20 protein-coding genes are annotated in these 25277 nt (G+C 38.7%); 3 read left to right on the top strand and 17 right to left on the bottom strand.

What is annotated here, in order from left to right:
• Positions 1–67: 67 nt before the first annotated feature.
• The 4 genes from MHI18_RS03495 to MHI18_RS03510 all read right to left on the bottom strand — a co-directional run bounded on the left by MHI18_RS03495 (position 68) and on the right by MHI18_RS03510 (position 6563).
• Positions 68–1036, bottom strand: a complete 969-nt coding sequence (locus tag MHI18_RS03495; protein WP_340846028.1) for a bile acid:sodium symporter family protein — start codon at positions 1034–1036, stop codon at positions 68–70.
• Positions 1037–1200: 164 nt separating this feature from the next.
• Entirely contained in the window at positions 1201–2361 is a 1161-nt protein-coding gene (locus tag MHI18_RS03500; protein ID WP_340846029.1) for an MFS transporter, read from the bottom strand.
• A complete protein-coding gene (locus MHI18_RS03505) occupies positions 2354–4162 on the bottom strand; it encodes an ATP-binding protein (RefSeq protein ID WP_340846030.1) in 1809 nt (602 codons plus the stop codon). The genes MHI18_RS03500 and MHI18_RS03505 overlap by 8 nt, the downstream gene beginning before the upstream one ends.
• 133 nt (positions 4163–4295) lie before the next feature.
• Positions 4296–6563 carry an ATP-dependent DNA helicase gene (locus MHI18_RS03510; protein WP_340846031.1) on the bottom strand — a complete coding sequence of 756 codons (2268 nt, stop codon included), beginning with the start codon at positions 6561–6563 and terminating at the stop codon, positions 4296–4298.
• A gap of 175 nt (positions 6564–6738) precedes the next feature.
• On the opposite strand from MHI18_RS03510, the gene MHI18_RS03515 reads away from it, so the two are divergent.
• The gene (locus MHI18_RS03515; protein ID WP_340846032.1) at positions 6739–7647 is read left to right on the top strand and encodes a YitT family protein; all 909 of its coding nucleotides are present in this window, start codon (positions 6739–6741) and stop codon (positions 7645–7647) included.
• Between the two features lie 113 nt (positions 7648–7760).
• Here MHI18_RS03515 and MHI18_RS03520 read toward each other — a convergent pair whose 3' ends face one another.
• From MHI18_RS03520 to MHI18_RS03560, 9 genes are all read right to left on the bottom strand, one after another.
• Positions 7761–7955 (bottom strand): cold-shock protein, encoded by a 195-nt coding sequence (locus tag MHI18_RS03520; protein WP_040376133.1) that lies wholly within the window; start codon positions 7953–7955, stop codon positions 7761–7763.
• A gap of 773 nt (positions 7956–8728) precedes the next feature.
• Positions 8729–8935: a cold-inducible protein YdjO-related protein gene (locus MHI18_RS03525; protein WP_340846033.1), complete on the bottom strand. Its 207-nt coding sequence runs from the start codon at positions 8933–8935 to the stop codon at positions 8729–8731.
• A gap of 52 nt (positions 8936–8987) precedes the next feature.
• On the bottom strand, positions 8988–11108 hold the full coding sequence (recQ, locus tag MHI18_RS03530) for a DNA helicase RecQ (protein ID WP_340847558.1): 2121 nt from the start codon (positions 11106–11108) through the stop codon (positions 8988–8990).
• A gap of 924 nt (positions 11109–12032) precedes the next feature.
• Complete coding sequence (locus MHI18_RS03535) at positions 12033–12236, bottom strand: hypothetical protein (RefSeq protein ID WP_340846034.1); 204 nt, start codon at positions 12234–12236, stop codon at positions 12033–12035.
• 65 nt (positions 12237–12301) lie between these two features.
• Positions 12302–13123 carry a LysM peptidoglycan-binding domain-containing protein gene (locus tag MHI18_RS03540; protein ID WP_340846035.1) on the bottom strand — a complete coding sequence of 274 codons (822 nt, stop codon included), beginning with the start codon at positions 13121–13123 and terminating at the stop codon, positions 12302–12304.
• A gap of 285 nt (positions 13124–13408) precedes the next feature.
• Complete coding sequence (locus MHI18_RS03545) at positions 13409–14284, bottom strand: CvfB family protein (protein WP_340846036.1); 876 nt, start codon at positions 14282–14284, stop codon at positions 13409–13411.
• 200 nt (positions 14285–14484) lie between these two features.
• The gene (locus MHI18_RS03550) at positions 14485–17346 is read right to left on the bottom strand and encodes an ATP-binding protein (protein WP_340846037.1); all 2862 of its coding nucleotides are present in this window, start codon (positions 17344–17346) and stop codon (positions 14485–14487) included.
• Positions 17336–17704, bottom strand: a complete 369-nt coding sequence (locus MHI18_RS03555; protein WP_340846038.1) for a response regulator transcription factor — start codon at positions 17702–17704, stop codon at positions 17336–17338. Before MHI18_RS03555 ends, MHI18_RS03550 begins: the two co-directional genes overlap by 11 nt.
• Before the next feature lie 115 nt (positions 17705–17819).
• Positions 17820–19439: a GGDEF domain-containing response regulator gene (locus MHI18_RS03560; protein WP_340846039.1), complete on the bottom strand. Its 1620-nt coding sequence runs from the start codon at positions 19437–19439 to the stop codon at positions 17820–17822.
• A gap of 264 nt (positions 19440–19703) precedes the next feature.
• Between MHI18_RS03560 and MHI18_RS03565 the strand changes: the two genes are divergently transcribed.
• A complete protein-coding gene (locus tag MHI18_RS03565; protein WP_340846040.1) occupies positions 19704–20870 on the top strand; it encodes an alanyl-tRNA editing protein in 1167 nt (388 codons plus the stop codon).
• Between the two features lie 36 nt (positions 20871–20906).
• Here the strand turns inward: MHI18_RS03565 and MHI18_RS03570 are convergent, their stop codons facing one another.
• Together MHI18_RS03570 and MHI18_RS03575 are read right to left on the bottom strand one after the other, a co-directional pair.
• A complete protein-coding gene (locus tag MHI18_RS03570; protein ID WP_340846041.1) occupies positions 20907–21194 on the bottom strand; it encodes a DUF5658 family protein in 288 nt (95 codons plus the stop codon).
• A 119-nt stretch (positions 21195–21313) separates the two neighbouring features.
• Positions 21314–21511 (bottom strand): hypothetical protein, encoded by a 198-nt coding sequence (locus MHI18_RS03575; protein ID WP_340846042.1) that lies wholly within the window; start codon positions 21509–21511, stop codon positions 21314–21316.
• A 227-nt stretch (positions 21512–21738) separates the two neighbouring features.
• On the opposite strand from MHI18_RS03575, the gene MHI18_RS03580 reads away from it, so the two are divergent.
• Positions 21739–22269 (top strand): GNAT family N-acetyltransferase, encoded by a 531-nt coding sequence (locus MHI18_RS03580; RefSeq protein WP_340846043.1) that lies wholly within the window; start codon positions 21739–21741, stop codon positions 22267–22269.
• A gap of 40 nt (positions 22270–22309) precedes the next feature.
• Here the strand turns inward: MHI18_RS03580 and MHI18_RS03585 are convergent, their stop codons facing one another.
• Positions 22310–24559, bottom strand: a complete 2250-nt coding sequence (locus MHI18_RS03585) for a HelD family protein (protein WP_340846044.1) — start codon at positions 24557–24559, stop codon at positions 22310–22312.
• 142 nt (positions 24560–24701) lie between these two features.
• Positions 24702–25226, bottom strand: coding sequence for a hypothetical protein (locus MHI18_RS03590; protein ID WP_340846045.1), 525 nt, complete (start codon positions 25224–25226; stop codon positions 24702–24704).
• Between the last annotated feature and the right edge of the window lie 51 nt (positions 25227–25277).

A 25277-nucleotide genomic window follows, 5' to 3' on the forward strand; every position in this document is an offset into this window, starting at 1 on the left:
CCCACTGTTTTCTCAACGGTAAAAGATTTACATGTCGCACAGCAATGGTACATGATTGAAGTCCTCATTACCCAATTCGATCAAGTGTCTCAATTGGTTCTACTTTCTTTTTATCAGCCTGTTTTGCCCAATACGTTGCCAAGATAGGGCCAGAAATATTGTGCCATACACTAAAGATTGCACTTGGGACAGCTGCTAACGGTGAAAAATGTGCAGTAGCGAGAGCCGCTCCAAGTCCAGAATTCTGCATTCCCACTTCAATTGAAATGGCTTTTTGATCCGCAAATGGCATCTTAAGTATTCTTGCCGCTAGAAAACCAATAGCAAGACCCAGTACATTATGCAGGATCACAATGCCTAAAATTAGAAATCCCGATTCAAGGATTTTTTCTTTATTAACACTAACCACTGCAGCCACTACTGCTACAATTGTTACTACCGAAACAAGCGGCAAAGCTTTTGTTACCTCGGTCGCCTGTGTTTTAAAGACTAATTTAACAACAAGACCTAATACGATTGGAATTAAGACAATTTGTATAATCGAAAGTAACATATCAGTCCCCGATACCGGCAGCCACTTGCTCGCTAATAGGTACGTTAAAGCAGGTGTCAAGAACGGAGCAAGCAAGGTAGAAACAGATGTTACCGCTACTGATAGTGCCGTGTTGCCTTTTGCTAAAAAGGTCATAACATTCGAAGCTGTTCCTCCTGGACAACAGCCTACTAAAATCACACCAACTGCCACTTCTGGTGATAGGTTAAAGCCTGTGGCCAATAAATAAGCCAGTCCTGGCATAATAATGAACTGTGCAGCCACTCCAATAAATACACTCTTTGGCTGCTTTAAAACCGCTTTAAAATCATCAAATGAGAGCGTTAAACCCATTCCAAACATTATAATTCCAAGTAAAATAGATATGTATGGAGCAATCCAGGTAAATCCACTTGGGATCCACATGGCCAATCCAGCAAAAATTAATACCCAAATTGCAAAGGTATTTCCAGCTGTTTTACTGATTTTTGTTAATATATTCATCTTAATGACGTCTCCTCTTCTAGACTTAGCACCTATTGTCCTAAGAAAAATTTAATAAATCAAATTATACTATAAATTCTGACTATTTACTTTATAATTTTAAAAAACAATAAAAGAAAACCTTGTCTGCTTAAAAAAGCATAACAAGGTTTTTTAAATGATTGCTATCTATTTTTTCTTTCCAACCAGATTAGCCAAAGAGTCAGGATCACTCCGAATAAGGACAGTACACCAAAAAATAAATAAACGGTATAGATGTCTGCTTGTTCCATTATGATACCTGCGGTGAATGTACTAAACCAGTTGCCTAATCCGTTGCCGATCGCAGAATAAAACGTGATGGCTGTTACTATTATATGAACCGGCACAATTTTTCGAAGGTACTGTAAGCCTGCTGGTATGAATAAGCCAATAGATAGTCCTTGCATAACTGAGGTGAAATAAACGAGATTTAAGCTCGGCTCAAAATAATAGAGTGCCCACCGAAGCAGCGAAGAAAACGCAGCAATCAGAACAATAGGCAGGAGACCTATCTTCTTGACCCAGGAGCCTGCTGCTCGCATAAAAGGAATCTCTGACAAGACAGCAAGTAAGAAGGCAATTCCAATCCCTGTATAGGTACCGCCGCGATCTTCTATAAACAATCCATAGTAAACATTATTGGCTAGATTTGGTCCAAAGATCAAAAACGTGATCGCTAGGAAAATGAGAAATCGTTTGATTGATAACAGTTCTTTAACACCAAAGATTAGATTGGGTTTTGCCAAACTCTGTGGTTCTTCAGGCAGCCGTAAAGCCAAATACGCACTAATCACCAGCGTAATGAAGAAACTATAAAAAATAACCGACAAACCAATTGTTTCTGCCAGCCGCCCCATTATAAACACGGCTAGTGCAAAGCCAAGTGAACCGAAGAGACGAAGATTTCCATAATTGGCTTTGACCCGGGTTGCGTACTGCAGGGATATCCCATCTGAAACAGGAATAATAGCGCTCTGAAAGATTGCTAGAATAATAGCAATCATCACCAGCCACTGATAATCATGAATAAACAAATATCCGAGAGCAAGAACCCCGGCAAGCAGTGTTGTCAAAGATAAAATCTTCGCTGGTTTTCCAGACCAATCACAAACCATTCCCCAGATTGGCTGCATAAACATCATTGCGATTGGACCTGCCGACATGATGGTCCCAATTTGATAACCATTCATTTTTTCAACTTCGCTTAAATATACACTTAAGAGCGGTGTTAAACTGCCTACCGCAAAAAAAGAAAAAAGATAAAATCCCTTAAATTGCAGGAGATTCCTAGTTTGTTTATCCAAGTTTCGTTTCCCCCATGCTGATTAATTCACTAGATGATATAAGCGGAAGGACAATGGTAAACGTCGTGCCTCTATTTACTACACTTTCCACAAGTACGTCGCCATTATGGCCCTCAATAATTTTAAAACTGACCATTAATCCTAATCCATTTCCCGTTTTCTTTGTCGTGAAAAAGGGTTCTCCTAATTTTTTCAGCTTGTCCTCAGAAATGCCAATTCCCGTATCTTGAATCGCCAAGCGCACCTGGTCATTTGTTTGACTAAGATCTACAGTTAGGACCCCTCCACCAGGCATGGCTTCCATTGCATTCTTCACAAAATTTAAAATGACCTGCTTTAAGCGGTTTTCATCACAAGCAACTAGGCTCATTTTATTTTCTATTTTTAGTATGATCTTGATATTTCGCTTTTCTGACTCAAACTTAACCAAGGATAAAACACTTTCGAGAATCGGAACGATATTTTTATTCTCAAGGTTTACGATTTGCGGTTTAGATAGAATCATAAATTCCTCAACAATTAAGTTGACTCGTTCTATTTCATCTAAAATGATATCGAGGTACTCCAGCCTGTCTTCACTTTCTTCATCGAGTTGTAGAAATTCAGCATATCCTTTCATGGATGTTAATGGGTTCCGAATTTCATGGGCGACTCCGGCTGCCAATTGTCCGACAGCTGCGAGCTTATCCTGTTGATGTAGTTTTTTCTCAACTTCTTTCTGTTCGGTGATATCATTTCGGATGGATAAATATTGATAGACCTCGCCTCTTTTACGAAAGGGCACAATTGTGGTATGGACCCAATAAACACTTCCATCTTTTGCTTTGTTACGGATATCACCCTTCCAAACTTCTCCCTTCTGAATCGTTGACCATAAATCAGCAAAAAATTCTTTGGAGTGATAGTGAGAATTAACAATTCGATGCGTTTTTCCAATCAGTTCTTCTTCGCTATATTTCGATATATCACAGAACCCTTTATTCACTTTCGTAATAATCCCTTTTTCATCCGTAATTGCGACGATAGAGGATTGATCCAGTGCATAGGTAATATCGAAAACGTATTGATCACTTTTGGCTAAACGTTTACTAATGATTGTACTTGTGGCAATTAACCCTGCAACAATGCAGATGGCCACAAAAAACACTAAATACACCACAAACGACGTATCGTTCATCAGTTGATTAATCGTTTCAATCGGCTCTTTTACAGGAAGTGATCTGGTTAACAGAAAATGACCTTCTGCAATAGATCCTGTCATAATAAAAGCACTCAATGGCTTATGCCAGTAGTTAATACCTGTCTTCTGGTGCTTTGAATAATAAAGAAGCATAAACGCAAACAAAAACAAGGAAAAGATAAATAATACAGAGATAAAAAGATAACCGCTATGAAACGTCAGATTATGATTTAATGAATACATACCAATAATATAATTGGATAATACGGACATCGTAAGCAGCATGCTGCATTCTATTACTTTTCGCAGAGATATTGCGTCAGCCGAAACCGCTAAAAAACCCATAGCTGCCAAAGCTACACCTAGTACGAATGACAAAATGGTCAACGATATATTATAAGAAGTGGAACCCGTGTGATCAAAGGATAGGATTCCAAAAAAGTTCATCGTCCAGACAGCCGTTCCCATCGAAAAGCTGCTCCCTAGGAATAAGAACTTTTGATTACGTTTAGATGTACGCAGCATAGTTAATAAATCCAGCGCTGTGTATGATGCAATAAAGGTGAGAATACATGCAATTAACAAAAGGATTGGATTGGATGAATTAAATACTTGCCCCACTTGGCACCAGCTCTCTATAGTTGTCTTTAAATTGGTGTTCTTTTCCTATAAGTGTAAGTCAAGTTGCCTGGTTTTGTCGATAGAACTTTAGATATTTTACATGCATTCCCTATCTTTTCTGCATCTGACCTTCTCATAAAACTGTAAAGTCCCTCCACATTTCTGGCAGCAATCCTTGATATTTAGCTGTCAAATATCGATCATCTACCAAGATAACCATCCCGTAATCCTGTTCAGAACGAATTAACCGACCTCCTGCTTGAAGAACCTTATTCATTCCTGGATAGGTATAGGCATAATCAAATCCGTTCTTCCCACGTCTTTGAAAGTGTTTATTCATTAGTTCTCGCTCCTCGCCAAGCTGCGGCATTCCGACACCAATAATAAAAACACCATTGAGCCGATTTCCAATCAGATTAATCCCTTCTGCAAACACACCTCCCAAAACAGCAAACCCTACAAATAGTCCTTTATCACGTTCTTGAAAGGCGTCCAGGAACGCTGCCCTTTCTTCTTCAGACATACCACTTGTTTGCATCATACAGTCATCAGAGAAAACAGCCTTGAATTCTGTGAATACGGCATTCATATATTGATAAGAAGGAAAGTAAATCAAATAATTACCCGTTTTGCCTTCTAACATTTTTTCAATTAATCTTATAATTGGTCTGTATGACTTTTCCCGATCATGGAAACGCGTGGATAAGGGTTTGATATATACATCGTTTTGTTCCTTGCGAAAAGGAGAAGCCACTGTGATTGAATAATCTCCCTCCTTGCCTCCAAGCATCTCTGTAAAGAAAGGAAGCGGATGTAACGTAGCAGAAAAATAAACCCTCGCCTTAAAGCTGCTGGCCATTTGATCCAGCGCGTGGGAAGGGTCCAAACAAAATAGCTTTACTTCTACTTCACTTTTAGTGACTCTATAGAAGGTTTGATAGTGAGTATCATATAATTTAGCAATCCGTAAAAATGATTGGACGCCAAAATATGTCTCAAGAAGCACCGAATCATCTAATGAAATCTGCGTGATTAACAGACGTTCAGCTTCTTCGACAAAGTGATTGAGTAAATCCAGTAAACCATCAGGTAATGTATCTTCTGTCCAACTTTGTTGTTCAGCCTGCTTACGTATCGTAATAAACCACGCATTAATCTCCTTTGCAGCTTTCGACAAAGCTTTATGACTTATAAAGCTGCGCTTTACAGACAGAAAGGTTGATTTAATCAATTCTGCAGAGAACATCTCTCTGCCTCGATCGACGAGATTATGAGCTTCATCTACCAATAATACGGACCGCTTCTTCTCATCAAACCGCTTTAATGAAACTCTTGGGTTAAAAAAATAATTATAATCGCAAACAATTGCATCGGCTTGATAAGCTAAATCTAATGAAAATTCAAAAGGACATAAAGTATGCTTTCTTGCATACATTTCTATAATAGGACGATTAATAAGCTGCTCGTGTTCTAGTACATCCAACAGAGCCTCATTCAAGCGATTATAGTACCCTTGTGCAAACGGACATTCGTTAGGGTTACAAGTCTCCTCCTCATGAAAACAAATTTTGTCTTTCGCTGTAATCGTTACTACCTTCGCTTTTAGACCTTGCTTAACTAATACCGCATATGTATCTTCAGCACTCTCTCTTGCTATCGTTTTAGCTGTAACATATATAACTTTGGTCAGCTGGTTTTCACCCATCGCCTTTAACGCTGGAAAAATGGTTGAAATAGTTTTGCCAATTCCAGTTGGTGCATAGGCGAATAAGGTTTTACTTTCTCCAATCGTTTTAAATACGGCACCTGCAAGCTTTCGCTGGCCATGACGATATTCCTGAAAGGGGAATTTCAATTCTTCGATACTTTTTCTCCGTTCATTCCCATGATTGCTTTTCCATTTTGCAAATGGATAGATGCCCTTTAACAAGTTCTTCATAAAAGCGGCTAACTCCGTTTTCAAAAATGTTTGTTGAAATACCTTTATTGTTTCACTTTTAGGATGCACATACGTAAGCTGTACCTGAATTTCCTGTAAATCAGTATCTTCAGCATACATAAACGCGTAACATTTAGCCTGTGCCCAGTGAACCGGATAGGTATTTTCTGTTACACTCTCCCAATCCAAAGTTGATTTAATTTCATCAATTGTGATCCGTTCATTCGCTTTAAGGAGTCCATCACATCTTCCATCAATTTTAAAAATCATATCGCGGTAAGTTAGTTCGGTTTGTAAATAGACTTCCTTCCGATCTTCTTCATGATATAGACTTTGCAGCTTTTGATGGGCTGCAGTACCTTCTGAAAGACTGATATTGGTCTTAAACCCTGACTGGATACTTCCCTGACGATATACATATTCTACTAACGACCGGACTGATAGCTGAAACTTCTCACTCATATAATCACCTTTTTAAATTTGATTAGCTAAAACATACCGAATTGAGGCAGAATAATCTAGGGTATTTCGGAAGCATTCAATTTTTCACAACCGAATGAGACAAAAATCTTATCTTTTACCTGCTTATTGTTTATAATTAAATAGTTACCATAAAAATAGAGAAAGGGGCAGGAGAATGTCAGAAGTTGTTGAACTGACTGCAAGTGAGCATATCCGCAAAAAAACTCAACATCGAAAACTGACACTCAGACAAATAGTCCAGCGTGGAATTCTAATCACGATTGGTGCGATTTTAATGAGTGTGGCACTTGAAGTCTTCCTAGTCCCAAATCAGATTATTGATGGCGGTATTACAGGAATATCGATTATGCTATCGTATATTACTGGATGGAAACTAGGATTATTCATTTTTGTTTTAAACCTTCCATTCTTTTTTATTGGATACAAGCAAATCGGGAAAACATTTGCCCTATCTACACTGTATGGGATTACTATTCTATCCATAACCACGTCTTTCCTGCACCATGTACCCGCTTTTACCTCTGATATGACTCTCGCCGCTATTTTCGGAGGAATGATTCTCGGAATCGGAGTCGGTATCGTTATTAGATATGGTGGTTCTTTAGATGGAACTGAAATACTTGCCATTCTTGCCAGCAAAAAACTGCCATTTTCAGTAGGTGAAATTGTTATGTTCTTTAACCTATTCATCCTTGGAAGTGCTGGGTTTGTTTTCACTTGGGATCGTGCAATGTATTCAATTCTCGCTTATTTCGTGGCATACAAATCCATGGATGTCGTCATTGCAGGTTTAGATGAATCGAAATTCGTATGGATTATCAGCGACGAATTTCAGGATATTGGAGAAGCAATTCTTCATCGTCTTGGACGAGGTGTTACCTACCTTACTGGTGAGGGTGCCTATTCTGGAGATGATAAAAAAGTAATTTTCTGTGTAATTAATCGGCTCGAAGAAGCAAAGCTTAAGGATATCGTTAAAGATTACGACACATCAGCATTTCTTGCTATTGGAGATATTGCCGAGGTAAGAGGCGGACGCTTTAAGAAACGAGATATTCATTAAGTAAGGTTAGCTCCTCAAGGAAAGAATGATCTTAGGAGCAAGGTGGTTCTTTCCTTGAGAAGCTTCATAAAAAAAAGCACAACTCATAGAGTGTGCTTTTTTTATTTAGTATATTATTTATGACGTGGATTATTGATGGCCTGCAGCATTTTAGTACCAAGTACCATTTCACTTCCGCATAGTGGACAGCTAGGAACTTCACTGCTCGTAAAGTTATCACGGATCCAGCCTTTACAGTCTTCTGATGTACAATCCCACACTTTTGTTTCTTCAGGTATTACTTCTTCAGTATTATTACGTTTATACATACATCCCACTCCTTGGATTTGAATTGGTTTCTTACGGATCCCCAAAATCAAGCTTATTTAACTGGAATAAGATGAAAGACAAGTACCCTAATATGGTCTATTTTGTGGATTTCAACTCTATTATACCACAAATCACTGTCTAAAATGTATTTAAATCTCTGAAAGGGCGCATGACCTGAGATAAAGAAAGCTGCCCTTTCTCATAAGGACAGCTTTTTTCAGCCTGAATGCTGAATATGTTTTGGTTTCCAACCATTACGACCAAAAGAGTCTTGGCTCTTCGGAGGAATAGTGGAAAGCTTAAGAGCAATTATAACCTTAACCTAATACAATGAAAGCCCTGCCTCTTTTTCATCTTACGGTTCCAAGACCGCGCCAGTGAGAATCAGGTTTCAGTTTTAAAATACAAATTTATTAAAGGAGACTGAATATATGCCCGTCTTGGGGTATTTTTTGACTGGCAACATTTTAGTAGAAGTAAGTTAAAAATTTAGAAGTAAAAATCAAGTGAGGACTGTGTTGTTGACGTATTTCGTCATTCATTGAATTTCTAACTTGTTTCTATAAGCCGTCACGGCTGCTTTAATGCACAAATAAATGATGTACATTTGGCTTTAATAAATATGCTATTATGTTAATTACTCTTTTGTGCCTATTAAGACACTGAAATCTTAGTATAGCATTTGAAATAATATCTGTCAACGATAAAAATAAAAAGGCTGATGTATTTTATCCATCAGCCATTCTTTTTGGCTTATCGCTTTGGTTTTTATTCAACGATATGCATTATATTCTGTTAGTATTTGCGGCAATTCCCTAACTTCCTCAACAAGATTTCCACCGCACATTGGACAGGGTTGATTTTCTACTGCAAAGTCTTTTCTCATCCATCCGTTGCAGGATTCTGATTCACACGCATAGACGACAGTATCCTCTATTATTGGTTCTGGTTCCTCTGAATTCTTTTTACCAAAATACATGAGCGACCTCCTTTTTCTATACTATATGCAAAAGGAGGTAAAATTATTTATTTTAGACAAGCATTGTCTTTCTTACTAATGCCGCTTTAATCATGAAATAAGTAATGTCTGCAGGTAAAGCCTCTTTAAGCGGTTTTAACTTGTCTGCCCCTACTTCTCCAGCAGCCTTAAGAATCAGCTTCTGCTGTTCATCAGATAGGATCCGATTCCAATCAAGTTCCAACCCTTCTAACGCACATTTAATTAAATGATTTTCAACAGAAACGGGTGACAGACCGCGAATTTCTGCGATTTCATTTACAGTCTTGTTCTGTTGAAAAAAGTTCAACGACTCAAGATGGGTCGGTTCGCCTTTTTCTTTTGGCGTTGACTGGTTTGCTCCCTCTATCGGTGCTAATTCTGGATGATCGTTCAAAAACTGAGCAATCGCTGAAAGGAACGGTGCACCGTACTTTTCTTGTTTTTGTTTACCAACACCTTTAACCTCTAAGAACTGTTCATCTGTTTTAGGATATCTAGATGCCATATCTTTCAACGTTGCATCAGAGAAAATAACGAATGGCGGTACATTCTCAGTTTGTGCAATTTCCTTACGCAGCTGACGCAGTTCTTGGAACAATTCATCATCCACTGATAGTGCTGCAACTTTAACAATCTCCTTACGTAAGACTTGCTGCTTGCCGAGTAATACTTCTTTGCCTTCATTGGTTAATTTCAAAACAGGGAACTGTCCGCCTGAAAGGGCAATAAACTGGCGTGCTGTCAAGAAATCAATAAAGTCCGTAATGTCCTTCGCTGACTTTTTCCCCATTATTCCATACGTAGAAAGTGTTTTAAATCCGAATTCTTCAATTTTTTTATTCTTCGAACCAGATAAAACTTGAGCTACGAGTGTCTTACCAAACCTTTCACCCATCCTAATCATACAAGACAACACCATTTGTGCTTCTGTTGTTACGTCAACAGAAGATCGGCTGTCACGACAATTTTCACATCGACCGCAATCATCCGGATTTTCTTCACCAAAATAACGGAGGATAAATGCTTGTAGACACCCTTCTGTAAAACAATAGTCCTTCATCAAATTCAATTTAGTAAGTTCCTGATTCAGACGATCTTCTGAAGGATTAGATTGGTCAAGAAGAAAACGTTGTACTCGGATATCTTGAGGCGAATAAAGAAGGACACATTCACTATCCAGTCCATCACGCCCAGCACGACCTGCTTCTTGATAGTAACTTTCCATGTTTTTTGGAATTTGATAATGGATAACGAAGCGAACATTCGATTTATCAATCCCCATCCCAAACGCACTGGTGGCAACCATAACCGATATATTATCCTGGAGAAATAATTCCTGCTGCTCTGAACGTTCACGCTCACTCATACCGGCATGGTAATGACCAGCATTAACCCCGCTTTTAATAAGACGGGTATATAATCTGTCAACTTCCTTCCGCGTTGCCGCATAGATAATACCTGATTCCTCTTTGTTCTCAGTAAGATAACGGCTGAGATATTGATCTCGATTTTCATCTTTTAGGGTAGAAAAGATCAAGTTTTTTCTAGCAAACCCAGTGGATATCGCATCATCCTCATCAATCCCAAGTGACTTGCAGATATCTTTCTGCACGATGGGCGTTGCTGTAGCAGTTAAAGCCAAAACAACTGGACGAGAAGGAATCTGTTCTATTAATGGGTTGATACGTAAATAGCTTGGACGAAAATCATGCCCCCATTGAGAAATACAGTGAGCTTCATCAATGGCAACGAGAGAGATAGTAAGTGCTTGAAGTTCCCTCATAAAATATGGATTCTCCAACCGTTCAGGAGCGACATATACCAGTTTATAAACTCCATCCTTGATATCACGCAGCCGCTGATCTGCTTCCGAGGCACTAATTGAGCTGTTTAATAACGTAGCCTCAATTCCATTCTGCAGTAAGGTATCGACCTGATCCTTCATCAAAGAAATTAACGGTGAAATAACTAATGTCACCCCAGGCAAAATTAACGCAGGAATTTGATAGCAAATGGATTTACCACCGCCAGTAGGCATAACCCCTGCTGTATTTTTCCCGCTTAGGACCTGTTCAATGATCCTATCCTGCCCGCTTCGAAATTCATCATAACCAAAATATTTTTTCAAATACTGTCTTGCCTGTTCCATCATCATTTATTCCCTCTTCCCGTTCAAACTTCTCCCTTCATTCTACATTGAAACCCATCACACATCAAAGACGAAGAAATAGAATCCCTTTTTGGACTAGACTCGTATTTAGGTTAAGATCTCATACCCAAGCAGCTTTAAGCTGGATTGGTCACGTTTTTGTGGACTGGGTTAGTAAAATGAGGTTCTTTGATAGGTACGCTGTTTTGGCAGTCCCTCTAGTTGGGGAAAAATAAACCGAATAGGCGTTTTTACCTTGTTATTTGGATGATGAACCCACCTTCAAACCACTTTCAACTAGATTGATCACGTTTTTGTGGATGGGGTTAGTAAAACGTGTATCTTAATAGACAAATTCCCTGTTTTGGCAGCCCATCCAAGGCGTAAATGGCTAGGGCCGAATTGCTTGTTGTTTGGGCCGAATAAATCGAGGTTTGGGCCGAATGTTTTAGCTTTTGGGCCGAATGGGTTTTGTTTACCTTGTTATTTGGATGATGAACCCACCTCCAAACAGCTTTTCAACTAGAATGATCACGTTTTTTGTGGATGGCGTTATTAAAACGTGTATCTTAAAAGACAAATTCCCTGTTTTGGCAGCCCATCCAAGGCGTAAATGGCTAGGGCCGAATTGCTTGTTGTTTGGGCCGAATAACTTCCCATTTGGGCCGAATAAATCGGGGTTTGGGCCGAATGTTTGAACTTTTCGGCCGAATCGTCGCTATTTGACATCATATTTGGGGATAAAGAACCCACCTCCAAACCACTTTCAACTAGATTGATTATGTTTTTGTTGATGAGATTATTAAAATGAATTTCTTAAGAGACAAATTCCCTGTTTTGGCGGCTCATCCAAGGAGTAAATGGCTAGGGCCGAATTGCTTGTTGTTTGGGCCGAATGTTTGAGCTTTTGGGCCGAATGGGCGTTGTTTACCTTGTTATTTGGATGATGAACCCACCTCCAAACAGCTTTTCAACTAGAATGATTACGTTTTTTGTGGATGGGGTTAGTAAAACGTGTATCTTAACAGACAAATACCCTGTTTTGGCAGCCCATCCAAGGCGTAAATAGCTAGGGCCGAATGTTTGAGCTTTTGGGCCGAATCCGGCAGCATATCCAACTGAACAACTCATATGCCCAATAAAAAAACCAATGACCCGTCTGAGTTAGACGGGTCATTGGTCAGTATATGCTTGTCTTATTTAAGTACTTTTACGTTGACTTGTTTGACGCCCCAATTAATGGCATCTTCTTCGTCTGCGAAGAATAGGTCAATTTTGTTTCCTTTGATGGCTCCGCCCGTATCGGCAGCAGTTGCATAGCCATAGCCTTCTACATAGACTTTTGATCCTAGTGGAATGACAGTTGGATCTACGGCAATAACCATTGCGTCAGGGTTAGCATGTAAGTCTACACCTGTTGCCGTGATTCCTGTGCATCCTTCACAACTTGCGGTATATCCAGTTGCACGAACAGATAGTTCGTCAGATTCAGAAGCATTATCTTCTTGTGCTGGTTTTTCTTCTTGTACTGGTTCAGCTTGTACAGGTGCTTCCTCTTTTGCAGGCTGCTCTGGTTGAGATTCCTGTTTTTCAGCATCTTCTTGTACAGCTGCTTGTTTCGCAGGTTCAGCTGCTGGTTGAGCGTCGGGTGTATCGGCTGATTGATTAGTTAAGATGGACAGTTTATCGTCTGGTTGAATTAGATCAGAAGATAATTTGTTCCATTCTTTTATATCCTGTACAGTCACACCGAACATTGCTGCTATATGTGATAAGGTATCCCCGTTTTTAATTGTGTAGGTTTCTTCCCGGGAAACCTTTAAAAGATCATTAGGGTGAATCATATCTGAAGTTAAGTTATTCCAGGATTTTATATCGTTGATCGAAACTTCATGCTTTGCTGAAAGCCCCCATAATGTGTCTCCGTCTTGAACTTTAACGTTTTCTGCGTGGGCGTTGGTTCCAGCACCACCGGAAATTATTGCTGCAGCAGCAAAAGATAGAATTATTTTTTTCATAAATATAGTACCTCCTTGGTTACGCTCATTAAGCTAACAGGATTTATAATAACATAGGCACGTTTCATTCAAAGGACAAACAGATAAAGAACAGATGACGAAGGTAACAGCGAGATTTCAGTGTGTTACAAACGAGCAGTTTCTCCGTAAACTGTCATATAAGTACCTAATCCATCGCTAAAAATGGCCATCTTCCTCTAATTCGTAATTTATCACTTAATTCGGACTATGGATTTAATCAAAAAAAACACCGATGCATACAGCACCGGCGTTTACTTATGGTTCTTATTTTCGATCAGAGGAATAAGTCCAGCCATCTTCTTGATAGACTTTCCCTTCCTTCATTAGTTTTCCGAGTGCACGCTTAAATGCACCCTTCGAGATTCCAAAATGGAATTCAACATCATCAGGAGATGTTTTATCACTATACGGCATGGCTCCACCACGGTTCATTAAGTAACCATAGATAACTCCAGCGTCCCCTTCCATTTTATCTTGTTTAAATGGAAGTAATGAAACGTTCAAGCTGCCATCTTCTTTGATATCGATTACTCGGCCTTCAACAAACTGTCCAAGTCTTGGTTCTTGTTCTCGTTCACTTTCGTGGATAAAGCAGCGATATCCTTCTTGAGAAACGAAAAATGAACCAACCAGAAGCAGACGGTAGACGTTTCCTGAAACAGGTGTATTAAACATTCCCTTTTGTGGTGCATCTATGACTACTTCCTGCATAACATCTTCAGTTGCCAGCTTTCCATAGAGCCGGCCTTCTCGATCTGTTTTCAAACATATGTATAGTTTGTCTCCAACAGTCGGCCATAAATGATCAATGTTTGGTAAATCATCGAGTGACACCAACAAGTCTTTTGGAAGACCAATATTAACAAACACACCAAGTCTTCTTTCAACATCGACAACCTCAGCCCAAGCATACTGATCAAAACCGATTTCTGGAATCAATGTTGTAGCCGTAAAACGACCCTGCTTATCTACATATATAAATACCGTGACATAATCACCTATCGCTACTTCCAGACCTTCTTTAATCGCATTATGATGAAGCAAGACACTTTCTTCTGTTTCATCTATTAAGAAAAAACCAAACTCGACTTCACGATCCACTTCTAATTCAACGACCCTGCCGGCCTCTATAATTGACATAATAAAAAAACCTCCTGTAAACAACCATTGTATACCTTTAGTGTACCCATTTTTAAATTTCCAACCTATACGAATCTACCATTTTTCCGAACAACTGTATATAGCATCAGTGCTTCTCATGCCCCAAATCAAGAAAAAAACTGCATTTTTGGATGAATTCTAAATAAAAACGGAGCAAATTTGCTCCGTTAACATGTACGTTAGTCTCTCTGTGGAACCATAATTTGTCCTCGCTTGCCATTACTTAAAAGTGTATGGAGAATCATTTTTGATAACTGGCTTGGCTGATACGGTTTAACTAGGTAATCCTTTGCGCCCAAAGAAAATCCTCTTTCTTTCTCATCTAATGCAGTCGAGATAAAGATAGGCAGATCTTTCAATTGAGGATTCTCTTTTAGTTTTTGCATAAGAGCCCAACCATCCATGTCTCCTTCTTCAAGCATAATATCAAGGACTATAGCATCTGGTGGTACTTGCTGAATCATCTCCCATGCGGTTGTTCCGCTCTTTACATGGGTAACTTGAAAACCACTATCTTGAAGTTCGTGGTTAAGCAGCTCTGCCAGACTAAGATCATCTTCTATTACCATAATGCTATAACTAAGGGTATGGTCATCATCTGTAACCGGCTTTCCAGTGGTACTCACAACAACCTTGGGGAATTCAATGGTAAACATGCTTCCCTCACCATATACTGATTCAACAGCAATACTTCCCCCATGAGCCTTTACAATTTCTTCAACAATGGATAATCCTAATCCTGTCCCTCCGATCCGTCTGCGATCTGAATTATCGACTCGATAAAATTTTTGAAACAGATTTGGCAGTGCGTCCTTAGGAATTCCAAGTCCATGATCAATAACCGCAACCTTTATACGTCCATCAGTACTTGAAACCTTCACATGGATTTCCCCGCCATCCGGAGAGTATTTTATTGAATTATTGAGGAGATTTGTAAATACTTGTTCGACTTTCACTCGATCACCCATGATAACAGCCTCATCCATATCGACAGTAAATGTTATTGTATGAGCAGCATTTATTTCTTGATGCTCAATGGTTTTTTTCAGAACGGGAAGTAAATCAATGTATTTCTTTTCATATGTCTGTTTGCCCGATTCCATCCGCTGTACATCTAAGAAGTCATTTATAAGGGCCGTCAATCGTTTGGCTTCATTATAAATGGTTTGCAGATATTTCGTTTTACGTTCTGGCTTCAATTCTCGATTCAACATTAATTCTGTAAAACCGAGAACACTTGCCAACGGCGTGCGAAGTTCATGGCTCACAGTGCTGACGAATTCACTCTTCATTTGGTCTACTTCATATTCCTTCGTAATATCCCGGTGGACAATAACCGTTCCATAGGCTTCATCCCCTAGTTTTAACTTCTTGCAATACACCTTAATAACCTGCTTGCTGTCTTTCTTTTGATAGATAAATGATTGATCCTCCTGCTCTTCAGGCGAGTGAATAGATTCTCTCAAATTATCGATCACATTGTCTTCAACAACTTGTTCAGTGACAAGCGCTGTCCAACTCTCCCAAGACATGCCTACTAGTTCCTTGATGTTTTCTTTTCCAAGGATCTCAGCAAATTTACGATTAACATGGACGATTTCCCCATTGTTATCAACGAGCTGAATGCCCTCTTGGACTGTATTCAAGATATCTTGATTCAATCGGCTGTTCGCTTCTGATTGCTCATAAAGCCTTATTTTCTCCAAAGAGATACCAATTTGCTTTGCAAGTGTGACACATTCATCAATATTTTTCTCAGTGAACTGGTCTCCGTACCGACTGAATACCATGATTGCTTCTATTTCTTGATAAGCATTTAAAACAGGCAAATACAAATCGTAGCTATAATTGATGCCTTCATGGTAGCCTTTTTCAACGCTATCTTGTTCACGTTTAAAGGTAAACGGACGTTTAGTTGTTTTCAATCGTTGGTTAAGGCCGCTGTTTAAATTCATTTGAAACTGTTTGACGCCATAATCAGAAATGCCAAAAGCGGCAAAAGTCTCTTCTTTAATGAGAAAAATAATTCCACGTTCTGCTGAGATGATGTTACACATATTTTCGACAATGCTCTGTAATACTTCTGATTGATCTAAGGAGGTAGAAATCCCATTAATGAACTCATTTCGGCGTTTTAGCATTTGCTCATTTTCTGTAAGGATTTCAAGAGTTTCCTGCAGCTGATCCTGCTGAGAATGCAGTTCATCTTGTTGGGCGACTAATTCTTCATTGTGTGCTAATAAATCCTGTTCCTTCTCCTGAACACTTGCGACCATTTTTTTAAAGGCATTTGAGAGTGTGCCTAGCTCGTCCATCCGGTTTGAATCGAGAGTAATCACCGCATCTCGGCCGGCAATAATCTCATTCGCTGCAATGGATAAATCGGCTAGCGGTCTACCAATATTTTTAAAAAATACTCTTATGCTGTATTGCATGAAAATGAAAAAGAAGAAAAATATAACCACAGCTGCGATTTGGACATTTGATTGACGCTTAGTCAGCTTTGAAAGATTATCTTCAAGTTCATCGTCCATGTCTTTCATTACAAGTGAATTATTCTCACGAAAACTATTCACCCTAGGTGTGTCTGAGGCAGTTACCTTCTCAGCAATCGCCTGCTTGCCGCCTTTTTCAAAATCAGCAATTCTGCCGGGCAGTGTATTAATATAATAGAAGTCCGCAAAATCAATGATATCTTGATAAATAACCTGATCCTTTGCTGTACTCGTAATTTGCTTTAATTCTATGGCTTTTTTACGAATAATTTCTTCCTGGTTAATGGCGCTTTCCTTAAGCTCTAGGTTATCAAACGCAATATACCCGCGGATGTTTAGAAAGGTGGCATCATACGCTTCGTATATGTCCGTAATAAGCCGTTGTTTTTCCTTTATTTCGTTCCTCGTTTGAATAAAGTCCTCATTTAATTGCTGGAGAATATAAAATAATGCACCCACACAAACGATAAATATGATAATTGAGCTGCCCATGATCAACAGAACTTGTCTCGCCAGGCTTTTTTTAAAGTAATTTTTAACCTTCATTTAATATTTCCTCTATTTTTTCCACTAATTTCAAAGGACTGAATGGTTTAGCCATAAAATAATCGGCCCCCGCTTGGATAATTTTCTCTTGTTCGTATGTTTGGCTTTTCGCAGAAAGCATCATAATTTTCCCCTGAAACGTTTGATCTCCTCCACGAAGTTTTTCAATAATTTCTAATCCAGTGAATACAGGCATCATGTAGTCTAAAATCACAAGATCATATTCATTGCTCTGCAAATAATCGAGTGCCTCTTTACCATCAGCTGCTTCATCTACGTCGTACTCTTCGTCCTCAAGTGTATCAATGATTAACATTCTAAGTACTTCTTCATCTTCTGCTAAAAGAATTCTGCTCATATTATTTTCCCTCACTCACTTTTTTCCATATTAAAAAAGATATAAGCCTCATTACTGTGCTTATATCTTATATCGGCAGACGAACAATAAATCTTTGCAATAAAGAAGAAATCTCTTATTTAACTTGTTTTACCAGCCGTTCAATACGGCGTTGAAGTTCTTGAACACTGAAGGGCTTCGTTACATAATCGTCTGCACCAAGCTGGAGGGCTCGTGCAATGTCCTCTTCACTTTTTCTACCCGTCAGCATAAGAACGGTAAAACTGGCAGCATTCTTCGCTTGTTTAACGGTCTTCAGAACCTCTAACCCATCCATATCAGGCATAATCCCATCGAGAATTAAAAAATGAGGATGATTTTCCTTCGCTTGATTTGATGCTAGAAAAAGTCCTCCGTTCTCATAAGCAGCTACCTTCATATCGAGGTGATCTAAATCCATGGATTCCAAGATATTCGTTAACATCGTACGGATGATGACATCATCGTCCACAATTGAAATATTAAGCTCTTTCTTTTTAAACAACATATTCGACGGTTTGGCACCCATCGCTCTTGCTCTCCCTGAACGTTTTGCCAGGTACAATGAGCGGTCAGCTCTCTTAAATGCTGTTTCTGGGGTTACAGCTTCTTCTTCGACCGTATAGACACCTGCCGAAAACGTTACAGAAAATGTCTGGTCCTTACTAGTGAAAAGTACAGTTGAAAAGTTTTTAATCATTTGATTTAACAGCTTTTCCACATCCTCGTTACTTGCACGAGGAAAAATAATAACAAACTCTTCTCCTCCATAACGGAAAACAATATCTGAACTACGTATACTCTGTTTTAAGAACCTGGCAAATTCCATCAGAACCTGATCTCCCATTAGATGCCCATGAGTATCATTAATGCACTTAAATCGGTCTAAATCGAGGACAGCAATCGTGAATCCCTGCTTGGTCCTCTTGAAATCTTGGAAGTAGCGGGTAATACTGTCCTCAAAGAACCTCCGATTGTAAACCTGTGTCAATTCATCTATTAAAACCGATTGATCAAACAGTCTTTTTCTCTGGAGATGTCGATCCATCTTGACTAAGAACTCTTCCACGTCAATTGGTTTTCCGATAAAATCATCCGCACCCATTTTATAGGCCTTCAACCTGGATTCTTTATCATTTTGAATGCTGATCATAATCTTCGGAATAAAATACTTTTCGTTATGCTGTTGGATGTCGTCTAGTATTTGAAACCCAGTTTTAAAGGGAAGCTGAACGTCTAAAATTAAACAATCCGGCTGCATGTCAAAATATTGTTGAGTTGCTTTCTCAGGATCAGTATTGGTAATCACCATCCAACCGTTTTCCTCAAGAATATCTTTTAGAAAGATCAGCATCGAAACATCATCATCAATAATTTGAACAAGCCCTGCTGCTGTCTTACGGTGGACATCGGTTTTTAGTTCAACATCATTAAAATGTTCATATGCGTAGGTTAGTTCTATTAAATCAAACAAGAAATTACGCAGTTCATTTTTTCTCCAGATTTCAATTTCCATCTCATTACTAGCTAGAAGTAAATGATCTGAAAGCTGCATGAGCCCTCCTAACTGCAAGGTACCAGCCGTTCCTTTTATTGAATGAAGAAAGCGATAAACTTCTTCATTAGTAATTTCATCTATTTTATCCTCTTCAAACCATTGACTTAGTTGTTGTTTGATATTCTTAAATAAATGGTTTTGGTATTTTTCCAATTTCACATGTATCGCTCCTAATTAACCGGATCAATGCCAGTTACAGTTAAACAAAACAAATTAATTATCTATATCGAACAGAAACGCAATTTTTTCCGTTCAAGGAATATCTTAACGGAAATTTCACGTTGGATATATAGTTTTTTACCAAATAATAAATTGATCGCCAAAATTTTCACCATAATGTCGCTTTCTACCTGCTTACTTTTCTAACAAAAGTAAGTCGTGCTATACTTACCTAATTCAAAAATAGCAGAAAGGACGATCGACATGACTAAAAAATTATACTATTCTACCCCTCGTACACACGAATGGGAAACTACCATAACCAGTGTGAAAGAAACGGAAGGACACTTTTACATAACCCTGGCAGAAACGGCTTTTTACCCTGAAGGAGGAGGTCAACCTTCTGATCATGGGACGATAAACGGGATGGACGTCCTTGAATTAAGTCTTGTGAATGATGAAGTGGTTCATAAACTGGCATCCGCACCGTCTTCCGAAGTAGTATTATGTACACTCGACTGGTCTCGTCGTTTCGATCATATGCAGCAGCATAGCGGCCAGCATCTTCTATCTGCTGTTTGCCGGGAATTATTTGACGCACAGACACTTAGTTTTCATCTTGGACAAGACTATGTCACCATCGATATTGCGCTTACTGATTTGACTGACAGCCAGGTCTTAGCGATTGAAAATAAAGCAAATCAATACATCTATGAAAACCGTAAAATAACGACTTATTTTGTAACCAATCAACAACTGCAAGAGCTGCCCGTTGTTAAACCGCCTAAGGTTTCGGAGAATATTCGAATTGTAGAAATGGAAGGCATTGAATATAATCCTTGCGGAGGAACTCACGTTGAACGAACCGGGGAAATTGGTCTGCTTAAAATCATAAAAACAGAAAAACAAAAATCTCAAACACGTATTTATTTTCTTAGCGGATTGCGTACCTTAGCCGATTATACAGAAAGCAGCAAGATCCTCAATCGCCTTACTGCTCACTTCAATACTCATCGCTCAGAACTGGTTAATCGGGTTGAGAAATTAGACCATGACGTGAAAAACCAAGCAAAAGAAATTGAACAATTAAAACGAGAGGCTGCAATCCATGAAGCAGCAACATTGCTTTCATCAACTGAAAATGGGCTGTTGTCCAAAGTCTTTGATAATAAAAGCATGAAGGAATTACAAGTACTAGCTCATTCAATACTAGCAGAAGAGCCTGTTCTCGTTTTATTTGCAACCACAGTTGAAAATAAAGTCTACCTTACCCATAATGGAACAAATTCACTTGATTGCGGTCAATTTTTTAAAGAGCAGCTGCCTCTTTTTAATGGTAGAGGCGGTGGGAGTTCTAAAGCGGCACAAGCGGGATTTACAAACGAGCAGTTACTGAAATTCTTTGAATTCGCTAAACAACAGCTTCAGTAATAACAAACGCTGCATGATTTTTTCATGCAGCGTTTGTTATAGAAGATAAGGCAAAAACCATGCCAAATGATAGATATTAATGAAGACATATAGAACAACAGTGACGTTCATTAAGTGGTAAATCCAGCTCTTATTCACTAAGTGAATGACAAGCAGCAGAATCATCGGCAGACCAAGCTTTACCACAAAAAAGAGGCCGACATTTAACTCAATTAGGTAGTGCATAAGCGGGTTTCCTTCCTCAATCAAATGGAGAGAAAGTCCTGCGGTAGTTAAGATGGCATCAATCGCACATAACAGAAAGATCATCGTGGCTGTATTCATTTCATCTACCCCACTCCCTTTTTAAATCAGTATAAAGCACAAATAATTCTCAATCAAGAACTAGTAAGTAATATAAAAACCGTACCAGTCACTCGGCACGGTTTTTTATCAACCATTAGTTATTCGTTTACTTCTGTAACAGAAAAATAAGCTGCTTTTTCAGTATCCACAACATAATGGGCATCATTTTTCACCATATTATAAAAGCGATGCTTTTGAATATTGCTAATCAGTTGGGTTGTATCCTCGTTCCCTTCCACTTCATGTGTTAGTTCTTTTCCTCCAGCAAAATAAAAACCAATGATGTGTTTCGTCATGATTACGACATTCCCTTCATTTTTTCAAGTATTTCATTATTTTTTTCTTAGCTCTTTTATTAAATAACCTACGTTGACCCCTTTTAAACATCCAATTCATATATTTAGCAAATAGACATCCAATTATCCCCCCATAAATACCAGTAACCTGTTACGTAGAAATCTTCTCGCCAAACGTAACAAACTTTCGTAAACTATACGAAGAAAACAAAAAGAAGGAGGACAAAATGGTTCAGATTAGACAAGCAGTATATGAAGATGCTGAAGGAATTGCCTATGTTCATGTTAACAGTTGGCGGACAACCTATAAAGGCGTTGTATCAGATGACTACCTAAATGGGTTAACGACAGAAACTAGAAAGAAAAATTGGCAAAAAAACTTTCACACCATTAACTCATGCGTATTTGTAGCTGAAGATGAGCACGGAGAAATCGTCGGTTTTGCAAGCGGAGGTCCTGAGCAGACACACCATCATAAATATTATCGAACAGGTGAAGTGTATGCCATTTACCTGTTGGAATCCTATCAACGGAAAGGAATTGGGAAACAATTAATTAAAGCCATTCTTGACCACCTGGATGACCTGGGTTTAGAGCAGTTACTTATTTGGGCACTCGAGGATAATACTTACCGATTGTTTTACGAACAAATCGGCGGCAGTATAATTGAAACAACAACCATAGAAATCGATAAAAAAAGGTATATAGAAATCGGGTATGGCTGGGATTCTATTAAGGACTTACGTTCACAGTTATAAAAAAAACCGTATGATTGGTCATCATACGGACGTCACTTAGTTAGTGAAGTAAGAAATCTTCTTTACTGGAGCCATAGAAAAATAGTTGATGCAGCGGTCGTGTCATGACTACATACAAAAGTTTAATGTCTAATTCATTTTGCGAATCATATATCTCATCAAGGGATAACGCATACACAACATCAAATTCAAGCCCCTTTGCCAAATATGAAGGCAGGATCACAATGCTGTCCCTTGGAATTGAAGCATGCTCACCAAGCAGACAAAACCGCTTATCAAGCGGTCCAAGAAGTGAATACGCTTTTTCGCAATCAGCCAACGTCTTTGTGATAATCGCAAAGGTACGGAAACCTTTTTGATACTGCTCTTTGACTTGCTGCATTAATTCCTTTGGCCAACCAATCCTTGCTGTTGAATAAAAGCCGGGTTTTTCTCCGTGCCGGACCACCGGTTCTACCTGTGGAAAGTCGTATGGTAATTTTTTTAATAGCTTATTTGCTTCATTCATAATTTCGACTGTGGTCCGATAGCTTTTTTTCAATTCGGCATACGTTGCTCTTGGAAAAATCCCTTGCCTCACTTCATCCCAGGTTTCTAACCCCCGATAAGAATGAATCCCCTGAGCTAGATCACCAACAAGCGTAAACATATCTGTTTCGAGTGCTGTTTTTAACGCATACAAGGACAGAAAACTATAGTCCTGGGCTTCATCAATAATAATATTTTTAGCTCGTCTTTCCTTCATTACCCCAAAAAGCTTTGAATATAGATACAAAATCGGTCCCATATCCTCCACTTCATAGCTTTTATTGCTTTTGAGTTTACTTTGATAGAAACATATACGTTCAGCTTCCACTAGTGTAAGCCTTTCTCCGCTAAATGCTGCCAGCTTTTCAGGATCCTGAAAGAGTTCATCGTAGTACTCTAAAAGATTTTTAAGTTTGAATGGCTTAAAATACCCAGGTACTGCTTGACGAATCGCTTTCTTTATCTCTGCCTGCCTCTCTGTTTTCCGATCAAGGAATTTGGTTACATATTCTTTCCGGGTATCAGGATCAAGCCTCTTATTTAAAGCCTTCTCAATTTTTTGATCATAGAAATCTGTCACTCTATCTGTCATGTATTGTTTCTTAGAACTCACTTGTTTTTGCAAGAGATTTTTTAATTTGTCTATACGAGCACTTAGAGGTAAATACCAATAATCATTTTCGAGTAATTTTATAAATTTCTTAGCAGAGAATAACCGATACTTATCGCAGTAGAAATCTTCACTCGGGTGAAATCGACTGAAGATATCCTTCACAAATGAATCTAAAATGACCAAAAACGTATTCGATCCCTTTAAGCCGGAAATCCATAATGCTTCTTGCGTAATTTGGTCATCTTTTTCCAGAATATCGATCAGTTTGTTATCCTCACATACTTTTACTTTCTGTCCTATCGCATATTGAACATAGTCGGTAAAGGTAAATTGTTTAGCCCGTTCAACACCCAATTCGGGAAGCGCTTCCGAAATATAATCTAGAAAGAGATTACTTGGTGCCAATATCATTAAATCTCGTGCGTCAAACATTTCTTTATAGGTATAAATAAAATAGGAAATCCGATGTAGAGCAATGGTCGTTTTCCCACTGCCGGCAGCACCTTGAACAATAATCGGTTTATTCAGGTCCGCCCGAATAATTCTATTTTGCTCTTCTTGGATGGTAGAAACGATTTCTGTTAAACGATTGCTTGAGCTTTTCGAGAGTGATTCCTGCAATAATTCATCAGTAGTGGTTAAATCAATATCTCGAACCTCTTCAAGCTTGCCATTTTCAATCATCAGCTGCCTCTTAAGCGTAATCTCTCCTGCAAAACTCTCCCCTTCAGCCTGATAGACAACGTTCCCCAAGCGGCCCTCATAATAGAGGTTTGCAATGGGTGAACGCCAGTCAACAATTAATTGTTCCTGACTCTCACGCTGATAAAGCGAGGTTTTGCCAAAATAGAGTGATTCAAGATTCGTATCACCGTCACGATTAAAATCGACGCGGGCAAAATATGGTTTACGTTGAGCTTTCTTCAAGCTCTCAAGCTCTGTTTGTGACATTTCAAAAAAACTTGCCGTTGTTAGAAGCTCTGAATAAAGCCCGCCTTCTGTCCAGTCGGCATCTCCAAAAGCTTCTTGCATATTTTTTCTAAATTGATCCTTACTGCTCTCAGAGGTCTTAATAATTACCTCCATATATCGCTTCGTAAATTCTAAACGCTGCTCTTCTTCTTTAAATGGTGATTGCTGCTCCGTCATCGTGATCTCCTTTCTTATGTATAAATACTGGAGAATAAAACTTCGCAGCGGTGAAATGGATATACATATTATCAAAAAAATGACCGCTACACAATGAATTCTAGCAATTTTCAAAAAAAAAAACTCAATCGAGTTTTTTTACCTATAAATGCTGTTTACTAAAGTTTGATATCTTCCATGTATCATGCTGTCGAACAAATTCCAATCGTAGATGCTCCGTGTTGTCCCTTTCCGGCAGCACATCATAAACAAGCCTACCTGCCTCTAAATCTCCTTCTTCTTCACTTAATCTGACAAAGACTAACTCCTTATGATGATTGTCCTGCTCAAATGTTAAGGATTGTCCATTATTAAAGATAATACCTGATGCGTCTAACTGGGCATTTCCTGCTACTCTGCGTTTTAGTTCTTCCATATTTCTTTCTCTCATTGCCTGTAAGAAGAGGTACACATCTTCTTCTGCGCTTTCCGTTATTTCATAATTCCGTTTAAGACGATCAATTTCTTCCTCTAAATCTGCAATTTCTGCTTTTAAATCCAGATTTTCATCGAGTATTTTCACTTCTTGACTTTGTCTCTCTCTTTCAGGATTCGCTGTTGTTATACTACAGGAACAAAGGAAGAGCAAAGAAAAAATGAAACTGATAAAGCTCAATCTTTTAACCAAAAACCTCTCCCTCCATTCCATTTTTTTCTTATACTATATTAAACGTTTCAA

Source organism: Peribacillus sp. FSL H8-0477 (assembly GCF_038002765.1).
Taxonomy (GTDB): Bacteria; Bacillota; Bacilli; order Bacillales; family DSM-1321; genus Peribacillus.